Below are 19,241 nucleotides of genomic sequence, written 5' to 3' on the forward strand. Positions count from 1 at the left end.
CCCCACCGACCGTTCCGAGGCCGAGACCGCGCCCCGACCCCACCCGCGCACGAAGCCGACTACAGCCCCCTGGAGATCAGTCCCGCTCAATGGCGGCAGGGACGGGCAGTCGGTCTCAACCTCGAGCCACCACCCTGACATGCCACTTTAAGTGACCATTCAACCACGCAGAAATGTATGACTATACGACGTCAAGAGATCTGATACAATAAAGGTGGACGACGTCAAGGGAAGGGGGTAGAATGGGCATCAGCAGCAAGGACATCCGCCAGCTTCTGAGGAAGCTGCATGACCAGGGATTCGAGGTCGAAGAGACCAAGAGCAGCCACTATCGCGTCCGAAAGGACGGGGTGTATGTGACCACTTTGGCCAGCACTCCATCAGAGTCGCGCGGATACAAGAATGCACTCGCCGCACTCAAGCGCCACGGCTTCGTCAAGTAGCCAAGGAGCAAGCGGTCCCGCCGGGAGGGAAGCCCGGCGGGACCGCACCACCAGCCAACATCCCGGCAGAGGGAGAAGGAGGTAAGCCCATCATGTCCCAGTCGTGGAGCGTCTACGTAGAGCTTGCCGCACGTGCTGTCGCCGACGCTCTGATCGACGACCTGCATGAAAAGCTCGCAGCACTGGAGCCCGCAGTCGGGTACGCCCCCAACGGCAACCTGTCCGCACGGGTGTTCATCGAGGCCAGTACCGCCCGTCAGGCGACGGAAGCCGCGCTGAGGGAAGTGACCGTGGCCGCACGGGCCCTCGGCATCCCGCACACCATCGTTGGCATCGAGGCCGTCACCGAAGAGGAATTGGACCGCAGGCTCGAAGATCCAGTCGTCCCGGAACTCGCTGGCGTCTCCGAGATCGCCGAGATCCTGGGCGTCACCTCCCGGCAGCGTGCCAACCAGATCACGAAGCTGTCCCATTTCCCGCCGCCCGTCGCCCATCTCAAGTCCGGCCCTGTCTATCTCCGTGAACAGGTCGAGGCTTTCGGAGAGCGCTGGGACCGCTCCGGGGGAAGGCCTTTCAAGCCCGTTGAGGTCACCGGAGCTGAGGCCGCACTCCTGACGGTACTGCGCGACACCATGCACGACCGCGAGCCCGAGACGAAGCTCGTCGGCATGGCTAGTCTGTGGGTAGACCGCAGCAGCGAGGGGGAAAACCGGCTGGAGGCCTTGTTCCCTGCAAGGAACGAGGAAGCTCCAGAGGTCTTGCGCAGCCTCGCAAAGAAGAACCTGCTGCACATCCACGACGAGGAGGAACGCGGTGACAGGGAAGTTGTCACGCTCGAGTTGACCCCTCGCGGTGATCGCGCCCCCCTCGAAAGTGTATAGAAGCAGCTGATTCCTTTCCTTGACGTCGTCCACCGTCATGAAAGCGGCCTAGTGCCCCTCTGGGGCACTAGGCCGCTTTCGTCAGCCCGCTGCGCGCAGAGCCGAAAGGTTGCCCCAGTTCGAGAGAGGCCACCGTGGCAAGGCGTCAGCCCCTCGAGGAGGGCTGCCGGCTCGCCTCGCCGAGTCCGCGCTCGCCGCCCATCCCTGGACCACACAGTCGGCTGGCAAGAAAGCGCCGGGTGGGTCCGGGATGTGAGATGGAGGGCCGGGGTAGTGAGTGATCCCATGGTCGCGGGCGAAGTGGTTGGCCTCGGCCCGCCCTCAACGCAACCACGCCCGCAGTCCTGACGCGTCGAAAGCACGCCGCACCAACATGTTCAGCGCTGAACTCACCGACATCGCCTCATTTCTGAACGGACGCGGAGGCCAAGCTGTGCAGACGCCTGGCCCTCACCACCAGCAAGAACACCCTGCTCCGCCTCCTTCGCACACTGCTCTTCCCCGTGCCGGAGCCTGTCCCGCGTCTGGGTGTCAACGAGACCGACCCCAACGATCTGGGGCAAAAGCGGCCAGCAGGCTGACGCCGATTGCCTGCAGAAGTCGCCCGACTGTCGCTTCATTGGTGCCACGCCGTCTGCTTCCAATGGAGGTCTTCTGTGTTCGGAGCTCCCTTCCATGAATCCAGCAACCCGGCTGCTGTGAGGTGCTCAAGCGTGTCGAACAGTTCAGCAAGTCGAACGGGGAGTGTAAATCTAACGGCGGATCTGACGATCATGGGAGTGACGTCAAGTGACTGATACCGTCGTGGAGTTGGAGACCGTGGAGCCTGTCGAGAGTGCCCAGTCCGGGCAGCCTGCGCCCGTGTCCGACGAGCAACTGGTCGCGATGCTGGTGGAGCGGGCCCGGTCGGAGGGGCTGCAGCTGACCGGGCAGGGTGGGCTGCTGCAGCAGCTGACGAAGCGGGTCTTGGAATCTGCCCTGGAAGGCGAGATCACCGATCACCTCGGCTATGAGAAGCACGATGCCGGCGGCCGGGGCAGTGGCAACTCCCGTAACGGAGGCCGGGCCAAGACCGTGCTGACCGACGTCGGGCCGGTCGAGGTCAAAGTCCCGCGTGACACCTCGGGCACGTTCGAGCCGCAGATCGTCAAGAAGCGGCAGCGGCGGCTGACCGGGGTCGACGAGATGGTGCTGTCGCTGTCCGCGAAGGGGCTCACGCACGGCGAGATCGCCGCTCACCTGGCCGAGGTCTACGGCGCCGAGGTGTCCAAGCAGACCATCTCCACCATCACCGACAAGGTGATGGAGGGCATGGCCGAGTGGCAGAACCGTCCCCTCGACCGCGTCTATCCCGTCCTGTTCGTGGACGCCATCAACGTCAAGATCAGGGACGGGCAGGTCGCGAACCGTCCGGTCTACGTGGTGATGGCGGTGACCGTGGACGGCACCCGCGACATCCTCGGCATCTGGGCCGGCGATGGCGGCGAGGGCGCCAAGTACTGGCTGCACGTGTTCACCGAGCTGAAGAACCGCGGCCTGGACGACGTGCTGATGCTGGTCTGCGACGGGCTCAAGGGCCTTCCCGAGGCCGTGGAGGCCGCCTGGCCTCGCACGATTGTTCAAACGTGTGTGGTTCACCTGCTGCGGAATTCGTTCCGTTACGCCGCCCGTCAGGACTGGGACAAGGTCGCCAAGTCACTCAAGCCCGTCTACACCGCGCCCAGCGAGGACGCGGCGACGGAGCGGTTCCTGGAGTTCCAGGAGGCGTGGGGGAAGAAGTATCCGGCGATCGTGAAGCTGTGGTCGGACGCCTGGGCCGAGTTCGTGCCCTTCCTCGCCTTCGACGTCGAGATCCGCAAGGTCATCTGCAGCACGAACGCGATCGAGAGCGTCAACGCCCGCATCCGCAGGGCCGTCCGCGCCCGCGGACACTTCCCCAACGAAGCCGCCGCTCTGAAGTGCATCTACATGGCGCTGATGAGCCTCGACCCGACCGGGAAGGGCCGCAAGAGGTGGACCATGCGCTGGAAAGCACCACTCAACGCGTTCCAGATCGCCTTCGAAGGCCGCCTCACCCCGAGCAACAACTGACCATCAACAACCAAGATCAGCCGTTAAATTGACACACCCGGCGAACGCCGCAGTCGCGCGCCATCCGGTCACACTCGCTCTGGCCTCGGCCGGTTTCGGGGTCGCTGCATGCTGCAACGTAGACGTTCACTAGTTGCGGGAGCGGGCCGATCGCCCCGGCCAGCGGCGGGCAACTGACGCGCAGTGCCCAGTCCGCCGCATGACATCGGTCAGGGCGTGCGGGCGCCTGGGTGAGCAGCGCGGTATCCAACAGTTGGACCACGACCGCGCCCGTGGCAGGGCCGGAAATTCTACGTAGCCATCGCACGTGCTCAAGTTCTCGCCACGGCCCGGCGTTGGTGCCGAGGCGGAGACTTCGCAACAATCCCAGGGGCAGGGTGACCTGCATGCTGGCGTTGATGCGCAGAGCGCATTGCAGGGCGATGAGCCGAGTGGCGGCGGAGGCGCTGTCCGGGAGCGCGGCGGCCAGGTAGCAGAGCATTTCCCGCACCCGGATCCGCTTGTCTGGTCCGTTGGGCTGTCGTCTGGGCCGGGGGGTGCTGGCAGGTGACGGCTGGGGGTTGAGCAGGGCAGTGTCGGGGACGACGGCGGCGTGGGTTGTGGCTGCGGCGCAGGCGGTGCAGGTGTCGGCTAGCCGCCATACCCGGCCGCCACGCTCGCAGGCGAGGAGGAGTCGGACGGGGCCGGCGCAGCCGCGGTGGGGGCGGTGCCAGCGGCAGCCTCGTTCGTGGCACTGGCAGGTCCGCAGGTGGGGCGGGAGGGTGTCTTTGTGGGCGTGTCGGGCGAGGTGGGTGAGGGCGGCTGATCGGGCGGAGGTTGTTGTGACGGTGTTGCCGTGGGGGCATTGCTGGCAGGTGAGGACGAGTCCGCTGCTGTGCGACCGGAGTTCCACGGTCCAGGCGCGCGGCGCTGGCGTGCCTGGTGCGCGCAGCCTCATGGGCGTGGGTCCTCCTCTTGATGTCCTTGCTGGCGTTTTCCCGGAATTGGGCGGCGGCCAGCGTAGTGCAGAGGTCTGCCCTTGCGATGGGTGCGCCACCTGGGGAAATAGGGCAGAGGTCTGCACTGACAGGGCAGGGGTCTGCACCGTCGGATGGACGGGTGACGATCTTGCCGCCCGATCCGGACCTCAACGCGCTGCGGCTGGAGCTCGCGCGTCTGCGGGCCGTGCGCGGGTGGACGTACGACGAGCTCGCCGCCCGCAGCGGCCTGGCCAGACGCACGGTCATCGAGATCGAGCAGGGTCGCACCATCGGCACGCTCAAGACCTGGCATGCCCTCGCGCACGCCCTGGGAACGCCGTTCGAGGAGCTGTTCGGCACGCTGTGTCACGGTCACGATCTGCCCGGCTCCGCCGGCGACTGACGGCCCGTCCACGCGACCGGAGCAGATCACCTGAAGCGGCGACGCCGTATCGAAAACTTGAGCAGCCTCTCGTACGTCAGTCGCCCTGTCTTGGGCTGTGCGGGCGATACGGCGGCGGCGCCGCCATCGGTGCGGCGTGTTGGCTGGCAGGTTCGCTCGTATGCGATCCCGGCCTTCGTCTTCTGTCAGGCACCGGGACGGCAGCCCGGTTGCCGTTCCTGTGCATCGTCCACTGCGGGTGTCCCCCGGTGGCGGCAGCCGTCTGCTGCGTTGGGGCCAGAACAGCCGCTGCCGCGAGTGCGGCAACCGGATCGAGTGGTACCAGCGCAGTGACGAGCGGATGGTCCATCTCCATCCGCACGAGCTGCCGGCGGCCGCGGTCCCGGCCGCCTGCCGCTGGCACGTCAGCTCCGGTGTCGCCCATCCAGCCGGGGACAACAGCAGCTGGTGCCGTCTTCCGCACGTTCTGTTGTGTCCCGCACGGGATGCCCCGGCGGCAGCCACCGGCCTGGCGGTGCTGCGCAGGGCTCTGGCCGTACACACCCGCCGCATGATCGACACCGGCGCTTTCGTCCCGCCGGCCAGCCCGCCGAACGAACCCGCGCCACAGCCGACCGCGTGCTGGCCGGCCCGGCCGATCGTGCAACTGCTGTATGTCCGTTACCTGGCCACCTGCCCGGTCGAGGCGATCCAGTGTGTCGCCCGGACCCGGCACCGAGACCGCTGTCCGCACCCGCTGCTTGCTCCTGAGACCCCTGCGGGCACCTGGACCCTGATCCCGGCCACAGCAACAACAGCCGGCCAACTGGCGCTTCCGGCCGACGTGATGGCCCTCTACGACCTCAGTCCGCTTCCCTACATTGAGCAGTTGCGCTGGCGTGCCCAGCGCTGCCCGCAGCACGCGGCCAGCCCGACGGTCCCTGACATGGCGGTGGCCGACTGGGAGCCCTTCGACCCGCTGATCCACCACGAGCACATCCACGCCCGCCTTCCCTCCGTCGGCCGCCGCGGGCCGTCGGGCCGCGGACCGAAGGCGGTGCGGTGATGATGCGGCACCAGGCCGTCGAGATCCTGCTGACCCGGCCCCTCTCCCCCAAAGAGCTCAAGCGCGCCGGCCGCAACGTGCCGCTGGCCGTGAACGCCGACCGCACCCGGCTGATGGCCCTGCAGCGGGCCCACGGCCCGGGGAACGCTCTTCACACGCTGCGGCGCCGCCTGGACTCCCGGCTACCCGTCGACGTGCTGAGCACGCACTACGCGGACCGCGACGGCCAGGTATGGCTCAACCTCGCTTTCAGCCGGAGCGACATGGCGGCCATTCGCCGGATGGCAGCTGCCCGGGGCCAGCGTCCGGCAGAGTTCCTCAGCCTGCGGGTGACCGCGGCTGTGGCAGCGCGGGAGCGTGATCGCCTGCATGCGCTGGAGAGGCGGCTCGAGGTCCTGCTCGCCGACCACACGCTCGAGGAAGTCCTGGCCTGCGCCGGCCGCGCCCTGAGCCGGCGCCACCGAACGCCCCGCTGACACAGCGCCCCCTGCGTCATCCCCCGTCATAAGCCCCGGACATGCGTGCCGTCCTCTGTCCTTCGCGGAGCCCTTGTTGCCTACGCCCACCGACGAACAGGTCCACGCCGCCGACGCCTTCCGCGCCGGCCACCACCTCGCTCTGCAGGCCGGCGCCGGCACGGGCAAGACCACCACGCTCGCCCTGCTCGCCACCAGCACCCAGCGCCGCGGCCGCTACCTCGCCTTCAACAAAAGCATCGCCCTCGACGCCGCGGCCCGCTTCCCCCGTACCGTGCAGTGCAAGACGGCCCACGCCACCGCCTACGCGGCCCTCGGCCACCGCTACACCGGCCGCCTCAACAGCCCTCGCCAGCCCGCATGGAAGACCGGCCAGGCACTCGGCATCACCCGGCCCGTCCGCATCGGCGAGCACGAGATCAGCACCAGATCGCTGTCCTACACCGTGCTGCGCACCGTGACCCGCTTCTGCTACTCGGCCGACCGCGCCGTGGGCCGCCACCACGTCCCCGCCCTGCGCCGCCTGGGCACCCCCGGCGAACACGCCCAACTCGCCGAGGCGGTGCTGCCGTTCGCCCGCCGCGCCTGGGCCGACCTGCACAACCCCGACCAGGGAGTGGTCCGCTTCGAGCACGACCACTACCTGAAGATGTGGGCCCTGACCGAGCCGAAGATCAACGCGGACTTCCTCCTGCTCGACGAGGCCCAGGACACCAACCCCGTCCTGGAACAGGTCTTCTCCGCCCAGCGCGGCCACGCGCAGCTCGTCATGGTCGGTGACTCCGCCCAGGCCATCTACGGCTGGCGCGGCGCCCGCGACGTGATGACCGGCTTCGACGCCACGCAACTGGCCCTCACACAGTCCTTCCGCTTCGGGCCCGTCATCGCCGAGCAGGCAAACCGCTGGCTGGAGCTCGCCGAGGCCCCCATCCGGCTGACCGGCAGCACGGCCATCGCCGCGGAAGTCAGTGATCTGGCCCGGCCGGACGCGGTACTGTGCCGCACGAACATCGGTGCCATGACCGAGGTCATGCGCCTGCTCACCGAGGGCCGGCGCGTCGCCCTGACCCGCGGCGCTCAGGCTCTGGCCGCGCTGGCGCTCGCCGCCCGCGACCTCCAGGACGGACGCCCCACCACCCATCCCGAACTCGTTCTCTTCACCTCCTGGGGCGAGTTGCAGGAGTACGCCGAACACGATCCCGCCGGATGCGACCTGCAGCCCTTCGTCAACCTCGTCGACACACACGGCCCCGACGCCATCCTCGCCGCGCTCAGCCAGCTCACCGACGAGAAGACCGCCGACGTCACCGTCTCCACCGCCCACTCCGCCAAAGGCCGCGAATGGCCCACCGTGCGGATCGCCGACGACTTCCCCCCGCCCAAGGACACCGGCGAGCACGACACCCAGGGCCGCCCCATCCCCGAACCCGTCAACGACACCGACGCCCGCCTCGCCTACGTCGCCGTCACCCGCGCCCGCCACCACCTCGACCTCGGCGGCCTCTCCTGGATCAACACCCACTTCGCCCGCCTGTCCGGCTCTTGAGCCAACTTCCTTTCACTCAGGCCCTGTTGAGGAATCACCAGCTCAGTCGCCGCATCGCGCCACTGCCCGCCTCCACAGCCACCCAGGCATCCGCGCTCGGGGCTGCGGCAGACACAAAAAGCCGTCAAGACAGAACGGGTGAGTAACATCCCTCGCCAACAGCACAGTCATTTCCCCAAAGGAGAACGGCCATGGCCGAGACACCCTCCCGAACGACCGCCCTTAAGGAGCAGTACGGCACTCAGGTCGCCACCGACCTTGAGCACAACGCCAAAGAGCAGGACCGTCTCCGCGGGGAGATCGACGCCTTGAACGACCAGCTCCTGAGCCTGCAGCAGGACCACACCGTGCTGGTGAACATGCAACAGGCACTCGGCATCCTCACACCCGAGCCGACTCCCGCCGCCGAGGAAGCCGCAGCAACACCTTCCCTCCCCCGCCAAAAGGCCACCACCCCGGCAACCGGCAAGCGAACCCGTACCAAGAGGGCCACAGCCCCCCAGAGCGGCAAGCAGACAAAGGCAAAGCCCCCTGCCAAGGCCACGGCCCCCAAGGCGACGCAGCCCACCCTCGTCGAACTCATCCGTCAGCACCTCACCGAACAGAGCGAACCACGCTCCGCAGCCGAGATCGCCACCGCGCTCACCCAGACACACCCCGACCGCCGTATCCAGACCAACGTCGTGCGCACCACCCTCGAAGGGCTAGTGGCCAAGAGCAAGGCCCAGCGCACCAGGCAGGGTTCCTCCGTCTACTACACCGCTGCCGCCGAGGCCCAAGAGCCGACCACACCGGCCCAGGCCGACTCCGAGCCCGTGCCGGCCAGCAGCTGAAGCTGCCGGCTGTCCGGCCAATCGCTCACACGGCCGGGAGTACCCCTCCTCGCCGGGGGCGCTGCCACCCTGCCGACGCCCGTACCGATCCCCGCAACCGGCAGGCTCGACCAGTGAGGGGTCGAAGCGGGTGGAGTGCCGTTTCTTCGGTGAACGGCCTCCTCCTACCGGGTGATTCGACCGGGCCCAGGCTCGTGCAGCAGCCCGGCGCCCGGTAGAACCTGCTCCATGATCGAAAACTTCCGGCGAGGCCTTTCCACCGTGGCTACGGCCGTGGCCTTCGCCGTCCTTGCTCCTGCTGTTCCGGCCCAGGCCGATGAAATCTCCCTGACCGCGGGCATCACCTCGCTGCCGGTGGCCGAGGAAGTCCGGGCCGGCTACAAGCGGGAGCTGTACCCGCACTGGAAGGACGACGACAAGAACGGCTGCACCGCCAACAAGGACGTCCTGATCGCCGAGGCCATCGAGGCACCGACGGTCGGAGCCAGTTGCACGCTCACCGGAGGGGTCTGGCACTCCTACTACGACGACACCCTCATCGAGGGCTCCGGCCCCGGCCGGATCGACATCGACCACCTGGTCCCGCTCGCCGAGGCCCACGACTCCGGCGCCTACGGCTGGACCACCGAGAAGCGCCGCCGCTACGCCAACGACCTCGGGTCCGAGATCAGCCTGATCGCGGTCAGCGCCCGCTCCAACCGCCAGAAGTCCGACCAGGACCCCGCCACATGGATGCCGATCCCCTCCGGGCACTGCCGCTACCTCGGCGAGTGGGTGGCCACGAAGATGCGGTGGGGCCTGGCCGTCGATCCGGCCGAGCGCGAGGCCCTGCTGCGCTACGCCGCCGACTGCCCGGACACCACCCTCACCTACGAACCGGCAACGTACTGAGTCCTGCGGTTCGTTGTCGGAGGGCGGGTGAGGTTGCGTGCGGTGCCGGCAGGGCACCGCTTGTTTCCCGGAGCCCTTACACCGTCACGGCGTAGAGATTTCCGTCTCCGCTGCCGGCATAGGCGACGCCATCACTCACAAACGGCGGAGTGACATTTCCTCTGGTTCTAAATTTCCACTGTTGTTGGCCGGTGCGGCCATCCAGGGCGTACAAATGGGTGTCGCCGCTGCCGAGGTACACCACGTTGGCTGTCACGGTCGGCTGCAGGGTCATGCTGCCGTCGTGCGTGAAGATCCATTCTTCTTGGCCCTTACGTGGGTGTAGGGCACGTAAGGTGCTGCCCTTTCTTCCGTGCTCCTCTGCTCCGGATACGTAGACCATGTCTCGAGTGATGATCGGGGGGTTGATGTCTCCCCCGGTTTCATCATTGATCGTGTACTGCCATTTCTGAATGCCGCTAGCGAAATCAAGAGCGTGCAGAGCGGCGGCAGCGTCGGACTCTTTAGTGAAGGCGTACACATGGCCGCTGGTGGTGACACCGAACGAGTCCATCATCCCTGGATGGGTGAACTCCCAACGCACTTGGCCAGTGGACGCCTCGACAGCGTAAAGCCCACGAGAGCTGTGAACGAACACCGTGCCGCGTACGGCGCGCACCGTCAGCCCCGCAGGGCCGCCTACCGGCGCGCTCCACGTCTGCTCGCCAGTGGCCGCATCCAGTGCGTAGAGATTCTTAGCCCCGGCAACAAACACCGTGCCGGACTCAGCGGCAACTGCTACGAAAGCGGAGTCGTCGACCCGGAATTTCCAGTGCTGGTCACCCGTTGCCGCGTCTTTGACCTCCAGCATGCTGTAGGCCTTTCCATTCTTCGTTATCGTCTGGCCGGTGACCAGGCAGGCAAACCCGCCTGCGATAAGTGCACGTGACAAGATCAAGGGAGAATCCCACAAATGTTCTCCGGTGGCGGCACGAAGGGCATACACCCTGCCTCGCGGATCCTCGTCGCTGAGGTACAGAATTCCGTTGGCCACTGCTGGCGACGGATACCTGTCTGCGCGGGCGCTGAACGCCCACTTCTTACGGCCGCTGTTGGCATCAACGGCGTACAGCGTGTTGTCCTTGCTGACCGCGTATACCAATCCATTGGCCTCGGTCGGGGTCCCCAGGATGGCGCCGTCCGTCGCGAATCTCCAACGCTGTCGACCGGGCCGAAAGTCGTCTGACAGCAGTGTCCACCCGGCGAGACCGGCGCCTGCAGCGCCGACGCACGCGAGACCGAATAGGGCCCGTCGGCGCGACATTCTGCTGCCTCCGCCCGATACGGCTGCGCTGCTCGGAGTCTCCGGGCTGCGGCGGGGGCTGTCATCGCCGCGATCAAGAACGGAGCCGTCGGATTCCGGGTCAGGCGATCGCAGCTCACTGCCGGAGGAGCGGTTAACTTGCAGGGAGTAGGCCTGGGGCCGCAGGGTGTGCGCGAGCGCTTCGGGTAGCCAGCCGGTGCCGGTGAACACCTCGGTGACTTCCTGGGTGCTCCCATTGAGTTCCGCGAGTTCGGCCAGCAGGAGCGCTACCGTCGGCCGCTCCCTCGGGTCCTTGGCCAGGCACCGCTCCACAATGTGGACCAAGCAAGTCGGTACACCTGTGACATCCGGCTGCTCATGCACAGTGCGGTAGCCGAGTTCTGGAGACGCTCCCGCCCCGAACGGACCGTGTCCGGTCGCCGCGAAGACTGCAACGGCGCCCAAGGAGAAGACATCACTGGGTGACCCGACCGGACGGCCCTGCAACTGCTCGGGGGACATGAAACCAGGGGTTCCGAACACCTGGTTTCCCTGAGTCAGCAGGCTGCTTCCCTGGACTTTGGAGATCCCAAAGTCGATCACTCTCGGTCCGTCCTCGGCGAGCAACACGTTCGACGGTTTCAGGTCGCGGTGGATCACGCCCGCTCTATGGATTGATCCGATTGCCTCCGTAAGGCCTGCCGCTAGCGCGAGCGCCGACGCTTCCGGCAGAGGCCCGTGCTTGGCAACGGCCTCGCCCAGTGACAAACCAGACACGTAGGCCGTAGCCAGCCACGCCGGCGAGCCTTCGGGGTCGGCATCGACCACGCCGGCGGTAAAGACCCCGCTCACCGCGCGGGCCGAAGCCACCTCACGTGCGAATCGGCGTCGGAAAGCCGAATCCTGCGACAGTTCTGGACGTAACACCTTCACGGCGACCTGTCGTCCGCCGAGCGAGGTCCCCAGATAGACGATGCCCATTCCACCCGTGCCGAGCCGTGTCACGACTCGGTACGGCCCTACCCACTCCGGGTCCCCCGCTGTCAGCCTCGGCATCAACAACCTCCGCAGTGCCCCTGATTGCTTTGATGCGCCATGATCCAAGACCAGCGGAGCCGATGCCTCCCCGCAGACACCGCCGCATCAACTCTGTAGCAACGCTGTTTCATTGACCGGGCTGAAAAGGCCGCACCCTCGGCCCCGGTCGCCGGGGTTCGGCATGCGGTAGCGATCCGCACCATGCGCTCGACCCTCACAGGGGGACGCGGGCCCAGACTGCCTTGCCCTGGCCTTGCGGGCTCCACCCCCAGGCCGTGGAAAGTGCGGAGACGACGTTGAGCCCTCGCCCTGCGGTGGACAGGTTGTCGGCCGGCCGGAGGGCGGGCTTGCCGGGGCTGGGGTCGAGCACGATGCACACGACGGTTCGCGGGCTGGTGCCCAGAGCCATCCAGGTTCCCTCGTCGGCGGCGGCCGTGTGACGCAGAGCGTTGCCGGCAAGTTCCGCCATCACGCTGATCACGTCATCGGTGGCTCCGGGCACGCCCCAGCGCTGGAGCTGGTAGCGCGTGAACTCCCGTGCGTGGGCGAGTCCTTCGACGCTGGCTGTGATCTTCGCGGCGGCGAAGTTGGCGACGGAGACTCCCATGGCCAGGCCCCAGTCCAGCGCCCGTGTTTCGCCAGGAGTCGCTACCCCTGCCAATCCAGCCAAGCTGACCACCGGTGCAGCCTCACCCGGTCGCACAGCCGTCCACCTCCCACTTCTTCGGATGATCACATGGAAAAGAACGCCCTTTCGAGGGACAGCGTGCATGAAAATCACCCTCTAAGATCGACGGAATTCCACGCACCCGTGAAATTTTCACGGGTCCGCGACTCCGCCTTGTGCCCGCTCCCTCGGACCCCGGGCGGGGTCCGGCCATGCGGAACTGCAGCAACGCCAGTGGTGAAAGGACGAAGACTTGGGAGCGTACGCAAACGGGGTGGCAGCCGACGCCATCACCGGTATCGAGTGGGTGAAGAGTTCGGCGAGCACACCGGAGGGCGGCAACTGTGTAGAATTTGCGGCCCTGCCGGACGGGGGAACCGCCGTACGCAACTCGCGATTCCCCGGCGGGCCCGCTTTAGTGTTCACGCGTTCGGAAATTCTAGCGATGCTCGCCGGTGCCAAGGGAGGAGAGTTCGACCACCTGGCCGACTGAAAGTCGCTGCTCCAGGCTTGCGGTCGCACCGGCAGGATCCCCACTCTGGCCCTGGAGTTGAACGAGCGGCTGATCTAGGGAGTCTGCGTGTCTGGCGGTCAAATCCTTCGGGCTGTCCCAGACGGCGACGACCCGGGCAGCCTTCCAGCCGGCGCGGGCCGGGTTGTGGGGGCCCACCTGCGCCAGCTACGTAAGGGCAAGGGCTTGCGGCTGGTGGATGTGGTGCGCGCCGGGGTGATCGGCTCCGTGCCCACGCTCAGCCGCATCGAGACCGGCGCCACCCCGCTCAAGGCGAACACGGTGCTGGCCCTGGCCCAGTTCTACGGGGTCAGCAGTGTCGCGGAGCTCGACTCGCTGGTCCGGCTCGCCGACCGCTCACGGGAGACGCTGTGGTGGGAGGAGTTCCGCGACGCGGTCCCCGGCTGGCTGGAACGTCTCATCAGCGTCGAGACCGCCGCCCGGGAGATCCGCACCTACGAAGTGCAGTACGTGCCCGGCCTGTTGCAGATCCCGGAGTACGCCCGGGTCCTGGCGAAGCATGCCTTTCCGGACATCGACACCGAGGACGGTGAGAAGCAGCGGGAGCGGCGGGAGCGTACGGTCCTGGTGCGCCAGCGGCGCCGGGCGCTGCTGCACGCCGCTGACCCTCCGCACTACTACGCGCTGGTGGACGAGGCTGTGCTCGCCCGGCCGGTCGGCGGGGCGGCGGTGATGCGTCAGCAGCTGCGTGAGCTGTACAGCCTGGAGGAGAACGCGGAGCACATCCACATCCGGGTACTGCCCTTCAGTGCAGGTGATGAGGTCATGGCTCCGGCCCCGTCCATCACCTTCCTCGCCTTTCCCTCCGACCGGGAGGAGGACATGGTGTATCTGGAGGTCCGCCACGGCGGCAGCTATCTGACGCACACCGATGGCGTGGAGGGATACCGGCTGGCGCTGACCAGCCTGTGGGCCAAGGCGAGTTCGCGTGAGGAGACGCTCGCCATGCTGCAGCACTACATCGGGGATCTGACCGAATAGGTGCCCGCCTACGGCTTGAGGGCGACACCGCCGTAGACGGTCCAGGTGCGATCGGTACGCGGGAACCTCAGGTCCGTACCGGGCCTCCAGAATCCGACATCACCGATCAGTCCGCCGACGGGCCGCAGTCCTTCGAAGAACCGATCGACCGCGGCGGGCGACCGAACGGCCCACGGATGTCCGGTGGCACGGCGCATCAGCTGTGAGGCTTCGTCACGCAGGGCGGGATCGTCGCTGACCAGGTGGCTCAGCGCGAGACAGCTGCCCGAGGGCAGCCGGTCGATGAGGTCGTGAACGCGCTGCCAGGGGTCGCGGTCGTCGGCGGTGCAGTGCAGGGAGGAGAAGAACAGCACACCCACCGCCGCACGTCGGTTCAGGACGCCGGCCTGCTCACTGCCGGTGAGGACGGCTGTGGTGTCGAGCATGTCGGCGTCGAGGATGAGGGTGTGGGATCCGTCGAGCATCATGCGGGCGTGTGCCAGCACTATCGGGTCGTTGTCGACGTAGGCCACACGGACTGTGGGGTTGGCGCGGCGGGCGACGTGATGGACGTTGTCCCGCGCGGTGGGCAGGCCTGAGCCGTGGTCGAGGAACTGGTCGATGCCGCGTGTCCCGGCGAGGTAGCGCACCGATTTGGTCAGGAACTGACGGTTGGTGCGGGCCAGTTGCCGGGCTTCGGGGACGATCTCCAGGAGGTGTCTGACGGCTTCACGGTCGGCCCGGTAGTGGTCGGTTTCTCCGAGCAGATAGTTGTAGATGCGTGCGTCGCTGGCCTGGCTTACATCGATCATTAGCACGTGCCCCCGCATGCCGTCGCCTGCCGCACGCCCCGCGCAGGAAGCCCTGCGCGACAACGTGTCAAGTAGGCACTCCATGCTAGGAGTTACGTGTTACATGATCCACCCGGACTGCCGCTTTCGTGTAGCCCCCGCAGGAGTGAAACTGCAGGCATTTCGGCTTGCGCCGGTAGGGCGGCGGAGGGCCGGCGTACGCGGGCGCACGGTGACGCCGGCCCCTGGCGACGGGTTTTCAGGCGGCTGCGCCCCGTACGGCCGTCTTCAGCAGGCAGGTGAATTCGCCCGGCTGCCATCCCATGACCTCGGCTGCCTTGTCATCGGGAAGGCCGAGGCGGTAGCGCAGCAGCACCGCGTCGGCCTGCACGGCCGGCAGCACGCGGTACAGCGCCCGGTTGTCCGCCGCGGCGCGTCCGATCCGGGCGGCAAGCAGCCGCCAGGCCAGGGCGGAGGGGGACGGGCTCTGCAGCGCCTCGGGCCACATCATGGCCAGGTCGCCCAGCGCGGCCTGCGCCAGGGCCCGTGCCTGACGGTCATCGCCCAGCCGCAGGGTGGCATAACGGGTGTAGATGTCCAGGTGGCTCTGGCAGAACGCGGTGAAAGCGGCGGGCATGGCGATTTCGACCTGCGGGTTGCCGTGGTGAGATGCCGGTGTCACTGCTACTTCCGAGGGGGGCCCGGTTCTTCCCGCCTCCCTGTGCCCGCGCTGGGGCAGGCCCCGTCGGCGGCCGGCGAGGGTCCGGTCAGGTGAGTTCTCGCGCACCGGGAACTCCTTGGGTCGGGAAGAAGTCGAGCGCGATCAGGAACGCGTACTGGACCTCGTCCCACAGCGGTCGTACCAGGGCCGGGTTTCCGCCCAGGTGCCGGACGATCCGGTGGGTGGTCTCCCAGTCGGGGACAAGATCACCGTCGAGGACGGCGGCCAGTGTCCGGCCTTCCGTTCTCCGGTTCTCTGCCTGCGGACCGCCGGTGGTGCGGCCCGCGGCCCACAGCAGGCCGCGCAGCGTGCCTTCGAACCTGGCCAGGGCGGTGGCCGCCGAGCTCTTGGGGGCCGGGTGGCGGCCGTGTGCCCACTCCCACAGCAGCCGGAATTCCTCGGGTCGGCCGCCGGCCGCGCTCACCACGGTGAAGACGGTCGGCCAGTCGGGAACGCGCTGTCCGGCCAGCAGCCGGGACAGTCCCGAGGGGGACACGCCCGCTTCCCGGGCCACCTCCTGAGCTGTACGGTCGTGGGCGCGCAGCAGAAAAGACAGGGCTGCTCCGAGCCTTTGCCGGTGCTGCGACGCTCCGGTGGGCGGTACCGCGTCAGCGGCCTCCGTGGCAGTGACAACGGCTTTTTCGGCCCGCATGCGCATCTGTCGTCGCACCGTCTGCCTACCCCATCTGGCGCGGGCTGTCGCCTCGCTGACCCGGGCCTGTTGCGCCACATCGCTCCAGCTGGCGCCCTGGGCCCTGGCGTCGTGGACGGCTGCTCCCAGGTAGTGGGTGACCTCGGCCCCCAGGGCCGCGGCGCGCCCGGCGAGTTCTTCGAAATCACCGCCGCGGTGTTCGGCCTCCACCAGTTCTGCGGCCAGGGTGTGCAGCCGGTGGGCGACGCCCGGCCCCCAGCGCGGGGAATACACCACGGCCGACTCCGGCTCCGGTTCCTGCGGCTGGCTGCGCATCCGCTGGGCCCGTCGTCGGCACGCATCCTGGCAGTACCGGCGCGGGCGGCCCGGTCCTTTGCGTCGTCTGAAGCGGCGCCCGCACAAGGCGAAACCGCACGTGCCGTACTCGTAGCGCTCGTTGTTCCCCGAGCGCTTTCCGCTCTGCTTCATGTTTTCCGCCCATCCGCTGAGTCTGTGGCACCCCGGGAGAGCGGAAACCCGCAGGGTTTCCGCCCCGGGCCTGGCAGCACCGCGGTGCGGGCGGGTCTCCCGACGGTGGGATCCCCGCCCGCACCGCGCCCGTCAACGGCGGCGGAAGCGCTGGTAGCTGAAAACCGTCCGGTCGGCGACCGTGCCGGCCGCCACGACCCACCAGACGTTCTCCGGCACTACCGGGCCGTAGGCGGCCGTGACGGCCACCAGGAACGTCATGGCGACCGTTCCCCAGCGCACTTTCACAGCCAGACAACTCAGCAGGCTGGTTTGAGCGAGCAAAACCAGCGGAATGCTAGTTTCTGTTGCTGCCGGACGAGGCCACATCGGCCACCGGCGGAAGTGAGTCATGTGCAATTCCCTTGCATAGGCGTTGGGCATGGTTCATCTGTCGGGGCCCCTGGATCAGAGGGGTCCCGACGCATGTAGCGAAGAAAACGCTATAGCCGCGCCCTGATCGCCGCCACGTCATCGCCGATCCGTGAAAACGGAGCGCTCAACGGCCCGTTGACGCTCTGAGGATCCTTTGGAGTGCCGATGCGACCGCTTCTGACCATTCGGTGATTGCTCTTGCCGTTATCTATGCGCCAAAGATGAGGAAGCTCCTGTCCGTCCCCCGCGTACCTTTCATCCGACTCTCGCAAAAGTCGCTCGATCGAGTGATGCCAGGCACTGCCCGCTGCTTCTGATGAAAACGGCGTTGTGGCTGTCCCCGGAGTGCCGTTACGCCCGATCCGGTTTGGCCAGCCAGCAAGTTGACCGCCGGATCGGCCAGCACGGCGTCGAAGGCGTGCTGTAGGGCCTGTCAGGTCCTCAGCGGTGAGTCAGGCAGTTGCGGGGCTGGCGTATGCGGCGGCTGTGGAGTTGCTGGAAGGGCCTCCGTCCGTCCCCCGCAGAGGGCACCGAGAGCCTCGGCCATACCGATCGGGCTTTGGATGCGTTCTGGTGACCGCCAGCGACTCGCCGAGACGGTCGTGCGACCGAGCGCATCGGTTGGGCCGCCCTCGTCGTGCGGGGGATGTGGCCATGGGTTCCTGGGCACCCTGCAGCTGGAGTTCAGCGGCAGGGTGCCCAGGCCTGTGGTGCGGGGGCCTGCTCTTGGCCCAGTGTTTCAGGTGGTGGTGCTCTGCCGGGTGAGGACGGAGTAGAGGTGTTCGCCGTGGGCCCAGCGCTTGAGTTCGCGGCGGCCGATGAGGGTGAGGTCGTGGCGCTGGGCGAAGCCGACGGCCGGCTGGGTGAAGCCGTTGAGGCCGATCATCAGTGCCAGGTCCGCGCCGTGCTCGGGACGCGCGGTCCCGTTGAACGTCTGCATCTCCTTGGAGCCGACCGGCCGCGCGTACTGCTTGCATTGCAGGACGAGTTTGCGGCCTTCGTCGTCGTAGGCCACGACATCGGCGCCGAGGTCTCCGGCGCCGCCGACCCGGAGGGCGCGGTTGAATCCGTCCCGGGCGAGCAGCTCGGCGCAGGCTTGTTCGAAACCGGCCGGAGTCATGGCTGACAGTTCCTTCATCCGGTAGGTCAAAACAACCGGGTCGGGATCTTCGACCTGCTCATACGGCTCGTCATACACGGTGACGCCGTCCAGGGCGCGCAGGCGGAGCAGTAGCGTCAAGAGCAGCACCGTGCCGACGGTGAGTCCCGTCCACCACGGGTGTTGGGTGATCCAGTTCCACAGGTCGGCGCTGAACCACCGTGCCACATCGCCGGTCAGCCACTCCCACAGTGTCTTGGCCACTCCCAGGATCACAGCCGTGTACAGCAGGAACTTCAAGAACGGGTCGAGTGAGCCGTCTTCGTCGAACACCAAATCCCCCTCATCCGATGGGCGTTTCAGGCGGCCGTGCGCCAGCGTGCTGTGCGGCGGGGCCCTGCCGGCAGGCGCAGGAGTTCCTGCAGTGCGATGCCGTTCTCGGCCCAGCGGCGCAGCTGGTCCCGGTCGGTCCAGCGGACGCGGTGGCGGTCTCCCCATTGCTTGGCGTTGCGGGTGAGGGCTCCGTTGGTGACGACGACTGCGTGATCGGCGCCGTGGACGGGCCGGGCGGTGCCGTTGACCTGGTACATCACCGACGATCCCACCTTGCCGCCGGTACGGGTGTGTTTGGCCTGCAGGACGATGCGTCCGTGGTGGGGGTGTTGGCCGATGACGTCCGCGGCCTGGTCGCCGCCCTGCCCCACTTTCCAGGCCTGCCAGCCGTCACGGATCAGCAGATCCCTGAGCGCGTACTCGAACTGCTCGTCGTCCATGGCATCGAACTGCGCCAGTGTGATCCTCAGCGTGGCCAGCCGCTCCTGGGCCCGGCGGCGCTGGGCCGCCGTGCGCAGCGCCCGCCACGCCACGGCGCCGACGGCCGTCGCGGCCCCAACCACCAGGAGCGGCCAGCTGCGGAGCAGCGTCTCCCCCGCCGCCACCGTCATCCGGACCGCCAGGACCAGTGCGGCCACGGCGACGAGGGCGGCGGCCAGCCACTCGGCCGCCCCGCGGGGGCGCCGGATCTCTGAGCGGCGCCGGGCCATCAGCGG

At 67.7% G+C, this 19,241-nt stretch carries 20 protein-coding genes; 11 read left to right on the forward strand and 9 right to left on the reverse strand.

Annotated features, from left to right (window positions below; translation table 11 throughout):
* Positions 1 to 242: 242 nt before the first annotated feature.
* The 3 genes from PYR72_RS00155 to PYR72_RS00165 all read left to right on the forward strand — a co-directional run bounded on the left by PYR72_RS00155 (position 243) and on the right by PYR72_RS00165 (position 3,415).
* Positions 243 to 443: a hypothetical protein gene (locus PYR72_RS00155; RefSeq protein ID WP_275453217.1), complete on the forward strand. Its 201-nt coding sequence runs from the start codon at positions 243 to 245 to the stop codon at positions 441 to 443.
* Between the two features lie 92 nt (positions 444 to 535).
* Positions 536 to 1,324: a hypothetical protein gene (locus tag PYR72_RS00160; RefSeq protein WP_275453218.1), complete on the forward strand. Its 789-nt coding sequence runs from the start codon at positions 536 to 538 to the stop codon at positions 1,322 to 1,324.
* 885 nt (positions 1,325 to 2,209) lie between these two features.
* Complete coding sequence (locus tag PYR72_RS00165) at positions 2,210 to 3,415, forward strand: IS256 family transposase (protein WP_275460304.1); 1,206 nt, start codon at positions 2,210 to 2,212, stop codon at positions 3,413 to 3,415.
* Positions 3,416 to 3,431: 16 nt separating this feature from the next.
* Here the strand turns inward: PYR72_RS00165 and PYR72_RS00170 are convergent, their stop codons facing one another.
* A complete protein-coding gene (locus tag PYR72_RS00170) occupies positions 3,432 to 3,896 on the reverse strand; it encodes a hypothetical protein (RefSeq protein WP_275453219.1) in 465 nt (154 codons plus the stop codon).
* Positions 3,897 to 4,513: 617 nt separating this feature from the next.
* On the opposite strand from PYR72_RS00170, the gene PYR72_RS00175 reads away from it, so the two are divergent.
* The 6 genes from PYR72_RS00175 to PYR72_RS00200 all read left to right on the forward strand — a co-directional run bounded on the left by PYR72_RS00175 (position 4,514) and on the right by PYR72_RS00200 (position 9,568).
* Positions 4,514 to 4,777 (forward strand): helix-turn-helix transcriptional regulator, encoded by a 264-nt coding sequence (locus PYR72_RS00175; RefSeq protein WP_275453220.1) that lies wholly within the window; start codon positions 4,514 to 4,516, stop codon positions 4,775 to 4,777.
* 238 nt (positions 4,778 to 5,015) lie between these two features.
* Positions 5,016 to 5,822 carry a DUF6083 domain-containing protein gene (locus PYR72_RS00180; protein ID WP_343245502.1) on the forward strand — a complete coding sequence of 269 codons (807 nt, stop codon included), beginning with the start codon at positions 5,016 to 5,018 and terminating at the stop codon, positions 5,820 to 5,822.
* Positions 5,822 to 6,298 (forward strand): hypothetical protein, encoded by a 477-nt coding sequence (locus PYR72_RS00185; protein ID WP_343245503.1) that lies wholly within the window; start codon positions 5,822 to 5,824, stop codon positions 6,296 to 6,298. The genes PYR72_RS00180 and PYR72_RS00185 overlap by 1 nt, the downstream gene beginning before the upstream one ends.
* A 76-nt stretch (positions 6,299 to 6,374) precedes the next feature.
* On the forward strand, positions 6,375 to 7,844 hold the full coding sequence (locus PYR72_RS00190) for a UvrD-helicase domain-containing protein (RefSeq protein WP_275453222.1): 1,470 nt from the start codon (positions 6,375 to 6,377) through the stop codon (positions 7,842 to 7,844).
* Positions 7,845 to 8,035: 191 nt separating this feature from the next.
* Positions 8,036 to 8,677, forward strand: a complete 642-nt coding sequence (locus PYR72_RS00195) for a hypothetical protein (RefSeq protein ID WP_275453223.1) — start codon at positions 8,036 to 8,038, stop codon at positions 8,675 to 8,677.
* Between the two features lie 261 nt (positions 8,678 to 8,938).
* A complete protein-coding gene (locus PYR72_RS00200; protein ID WP_343245504.1) occupies positions 8,939 to 9,568 on the forward strand; it encodes an HNH endonuclease family protein in 630 nt (209 codons plus the stop codon).
* 76 nt (positions 9,569 to 9,644) lie between these two features.
* Here PYR72_RS00200 and PYR72_RS00205 read toward each other — a convergent pair whose 3' ends face one another.
* Complete coding sequence (locus tag PYR72_RS00205) at positions 9,645 to 11,906, reverse strand: PQQ-binding-like beta-propeller repeat protein (RefSeq protein ID WP_275453225.1); 2,262 nt, start codon at positions 11,904 to 11,906, stop codon at positions 9,645 to 9,647.
* Positions 11,907 to 12,102: 196 nt separating this feature from the next.
* Positions 12,103 to 12,495 (reverse strand): ATP-binding protein, encoded by a 393-nt coding sequence (locus PYR72_RS00210; protein ID WP_275453226.1) that lies wholly within the window; start codon positions 12,493 to 12,495, stop codon positions 12,103 to 12,105.
* Between the two features lie 334 nt (positions 12,496 to 12,829).
* Between PYR72_RS00210 and PYR72_RS00215 the strand changes: the two genes are divergently transcribed.
* Together PYR72_RS00215 and PYR72_RS00220 are read left to right on the forward strand one after the other, a co-directional pair.
* Positions 12,830 to 13,048 carry a DUF397 domain-containing protein gene (locus PYR72_RS00215; RefSeq protein ID WP_275453227.1) on the forward strand — a complete coding sequence of 73 codons (219 nt, stop codon included), beginning with the start codon at positions 12,830 to 12,832 and terminating at the stop codon, positions 13,046 to 13,048.
* Between the two features lie 87 nt (positions 13,049 to 13,135).
* The gene (locus PYR72_RS00220; protein ID WP_275453228.1) at positions 13,136 to 14,068 is read left to right on the forward strand and encodes a helix-turn-helix transcriptional regulator; all 933 of its coding nucleotides are present in this window, start codon (positions 13,136 to 13,138) and stop codon (positions 14,066 to 14,068) included.
* Positions 14,069 to 14,076: 8 nt separating this feature from the next.
* Here the strand turns inward: PYR72_RS00220 and PYR72_RS00225 are convergent, their stop codons facing one another.
* The 6 genes from PYR72_RS00225 to PYR72_RS00250 form a co-directional block, all read right to left on the reverse strand.
* The gene (locus tag PYR72_RS00225; RefSeq protein WP_275453229.1) at positions 14,077 to 14,859 is read right to left on the reverse strand and encodes an SAM-dependent methyltransferase; all 783 of its coding nucleotides are present in this window, start codon (positions 14,857 to 14,859) and stop codon (positions 14,077 to 14,079) included.
* A gap of 238 nt (positions 14,860 to 15,097) precedes the next feature.
* Positions 15,098 to 15,520: a hypothetical protein gene (locus tag PYR72_RS00230; RefSeq protein WP_275453230.1), complete on the reverse strand. Its 423-nt coding sequence runs from the start codon at positions 15,518 to 15,520 to the stop codon at positions 15,098 to 15,100.
* An 85-nt stretch (positions 15,521 to 15,605) separates the two neighbouring features.
* Positions 15,606 to 16,526, reverse strand: a complete 921-nt coding sequence (locus tag PYR72_RS00235; protein ID WP_275453231.1) for a helix-turn-helix transcriptional regulator — start codon at positions 16,524 to 16,526, stop codon at positions 15,606 to 15,608.
* 285 nt (positions 16,527 to 16,811) lie between these two features.
* Complete coding sequence (locus PYR72_RS00240) at positions 16,812 to 17,102, reverse strand: hypothetical protein (protein ID WP_275453232.1); 291 nt, start codon at positions 17,100 to 17,102, stop codon at positions 16,812 to 16,814.
* Between the two features lie 730 nt (positions 17,103 to 17,832).
* Complete coding sequence (locus PYR72_RS00245; RefSeq protein WP_275453233.1) at positions 17,833 to 18,525, reverse strand: restriction endonuclease; 693 nt, start codon at positions 18,523 to 18,525, stop codon at positions 17,833 to 17,835.
* Between the two features lie 26 nt (positions 18,526 to 18,551).
* Entirely contained in the window at positions 18,552 to 19,235 is a 684-nt protein-coding gene (locus tag PYR72_RS00250; protein ID WP_275460306.1) for a restriction endonuclease, read from the reverse strand.
* Positions 19,236 to 19,241: the final 6 nt, after the last annotated feature.

The sequence above is a fragment of the Streptomyces sp. VNUA24 genome, assembly GCF_029167005.1.
Taxonomy (GTDB): Bacteria; Actinomycetota; Actinomycetes; order Streptomycetales; family Streptomycetaceae; genus Streptomyces; species Streptomyces scabiei.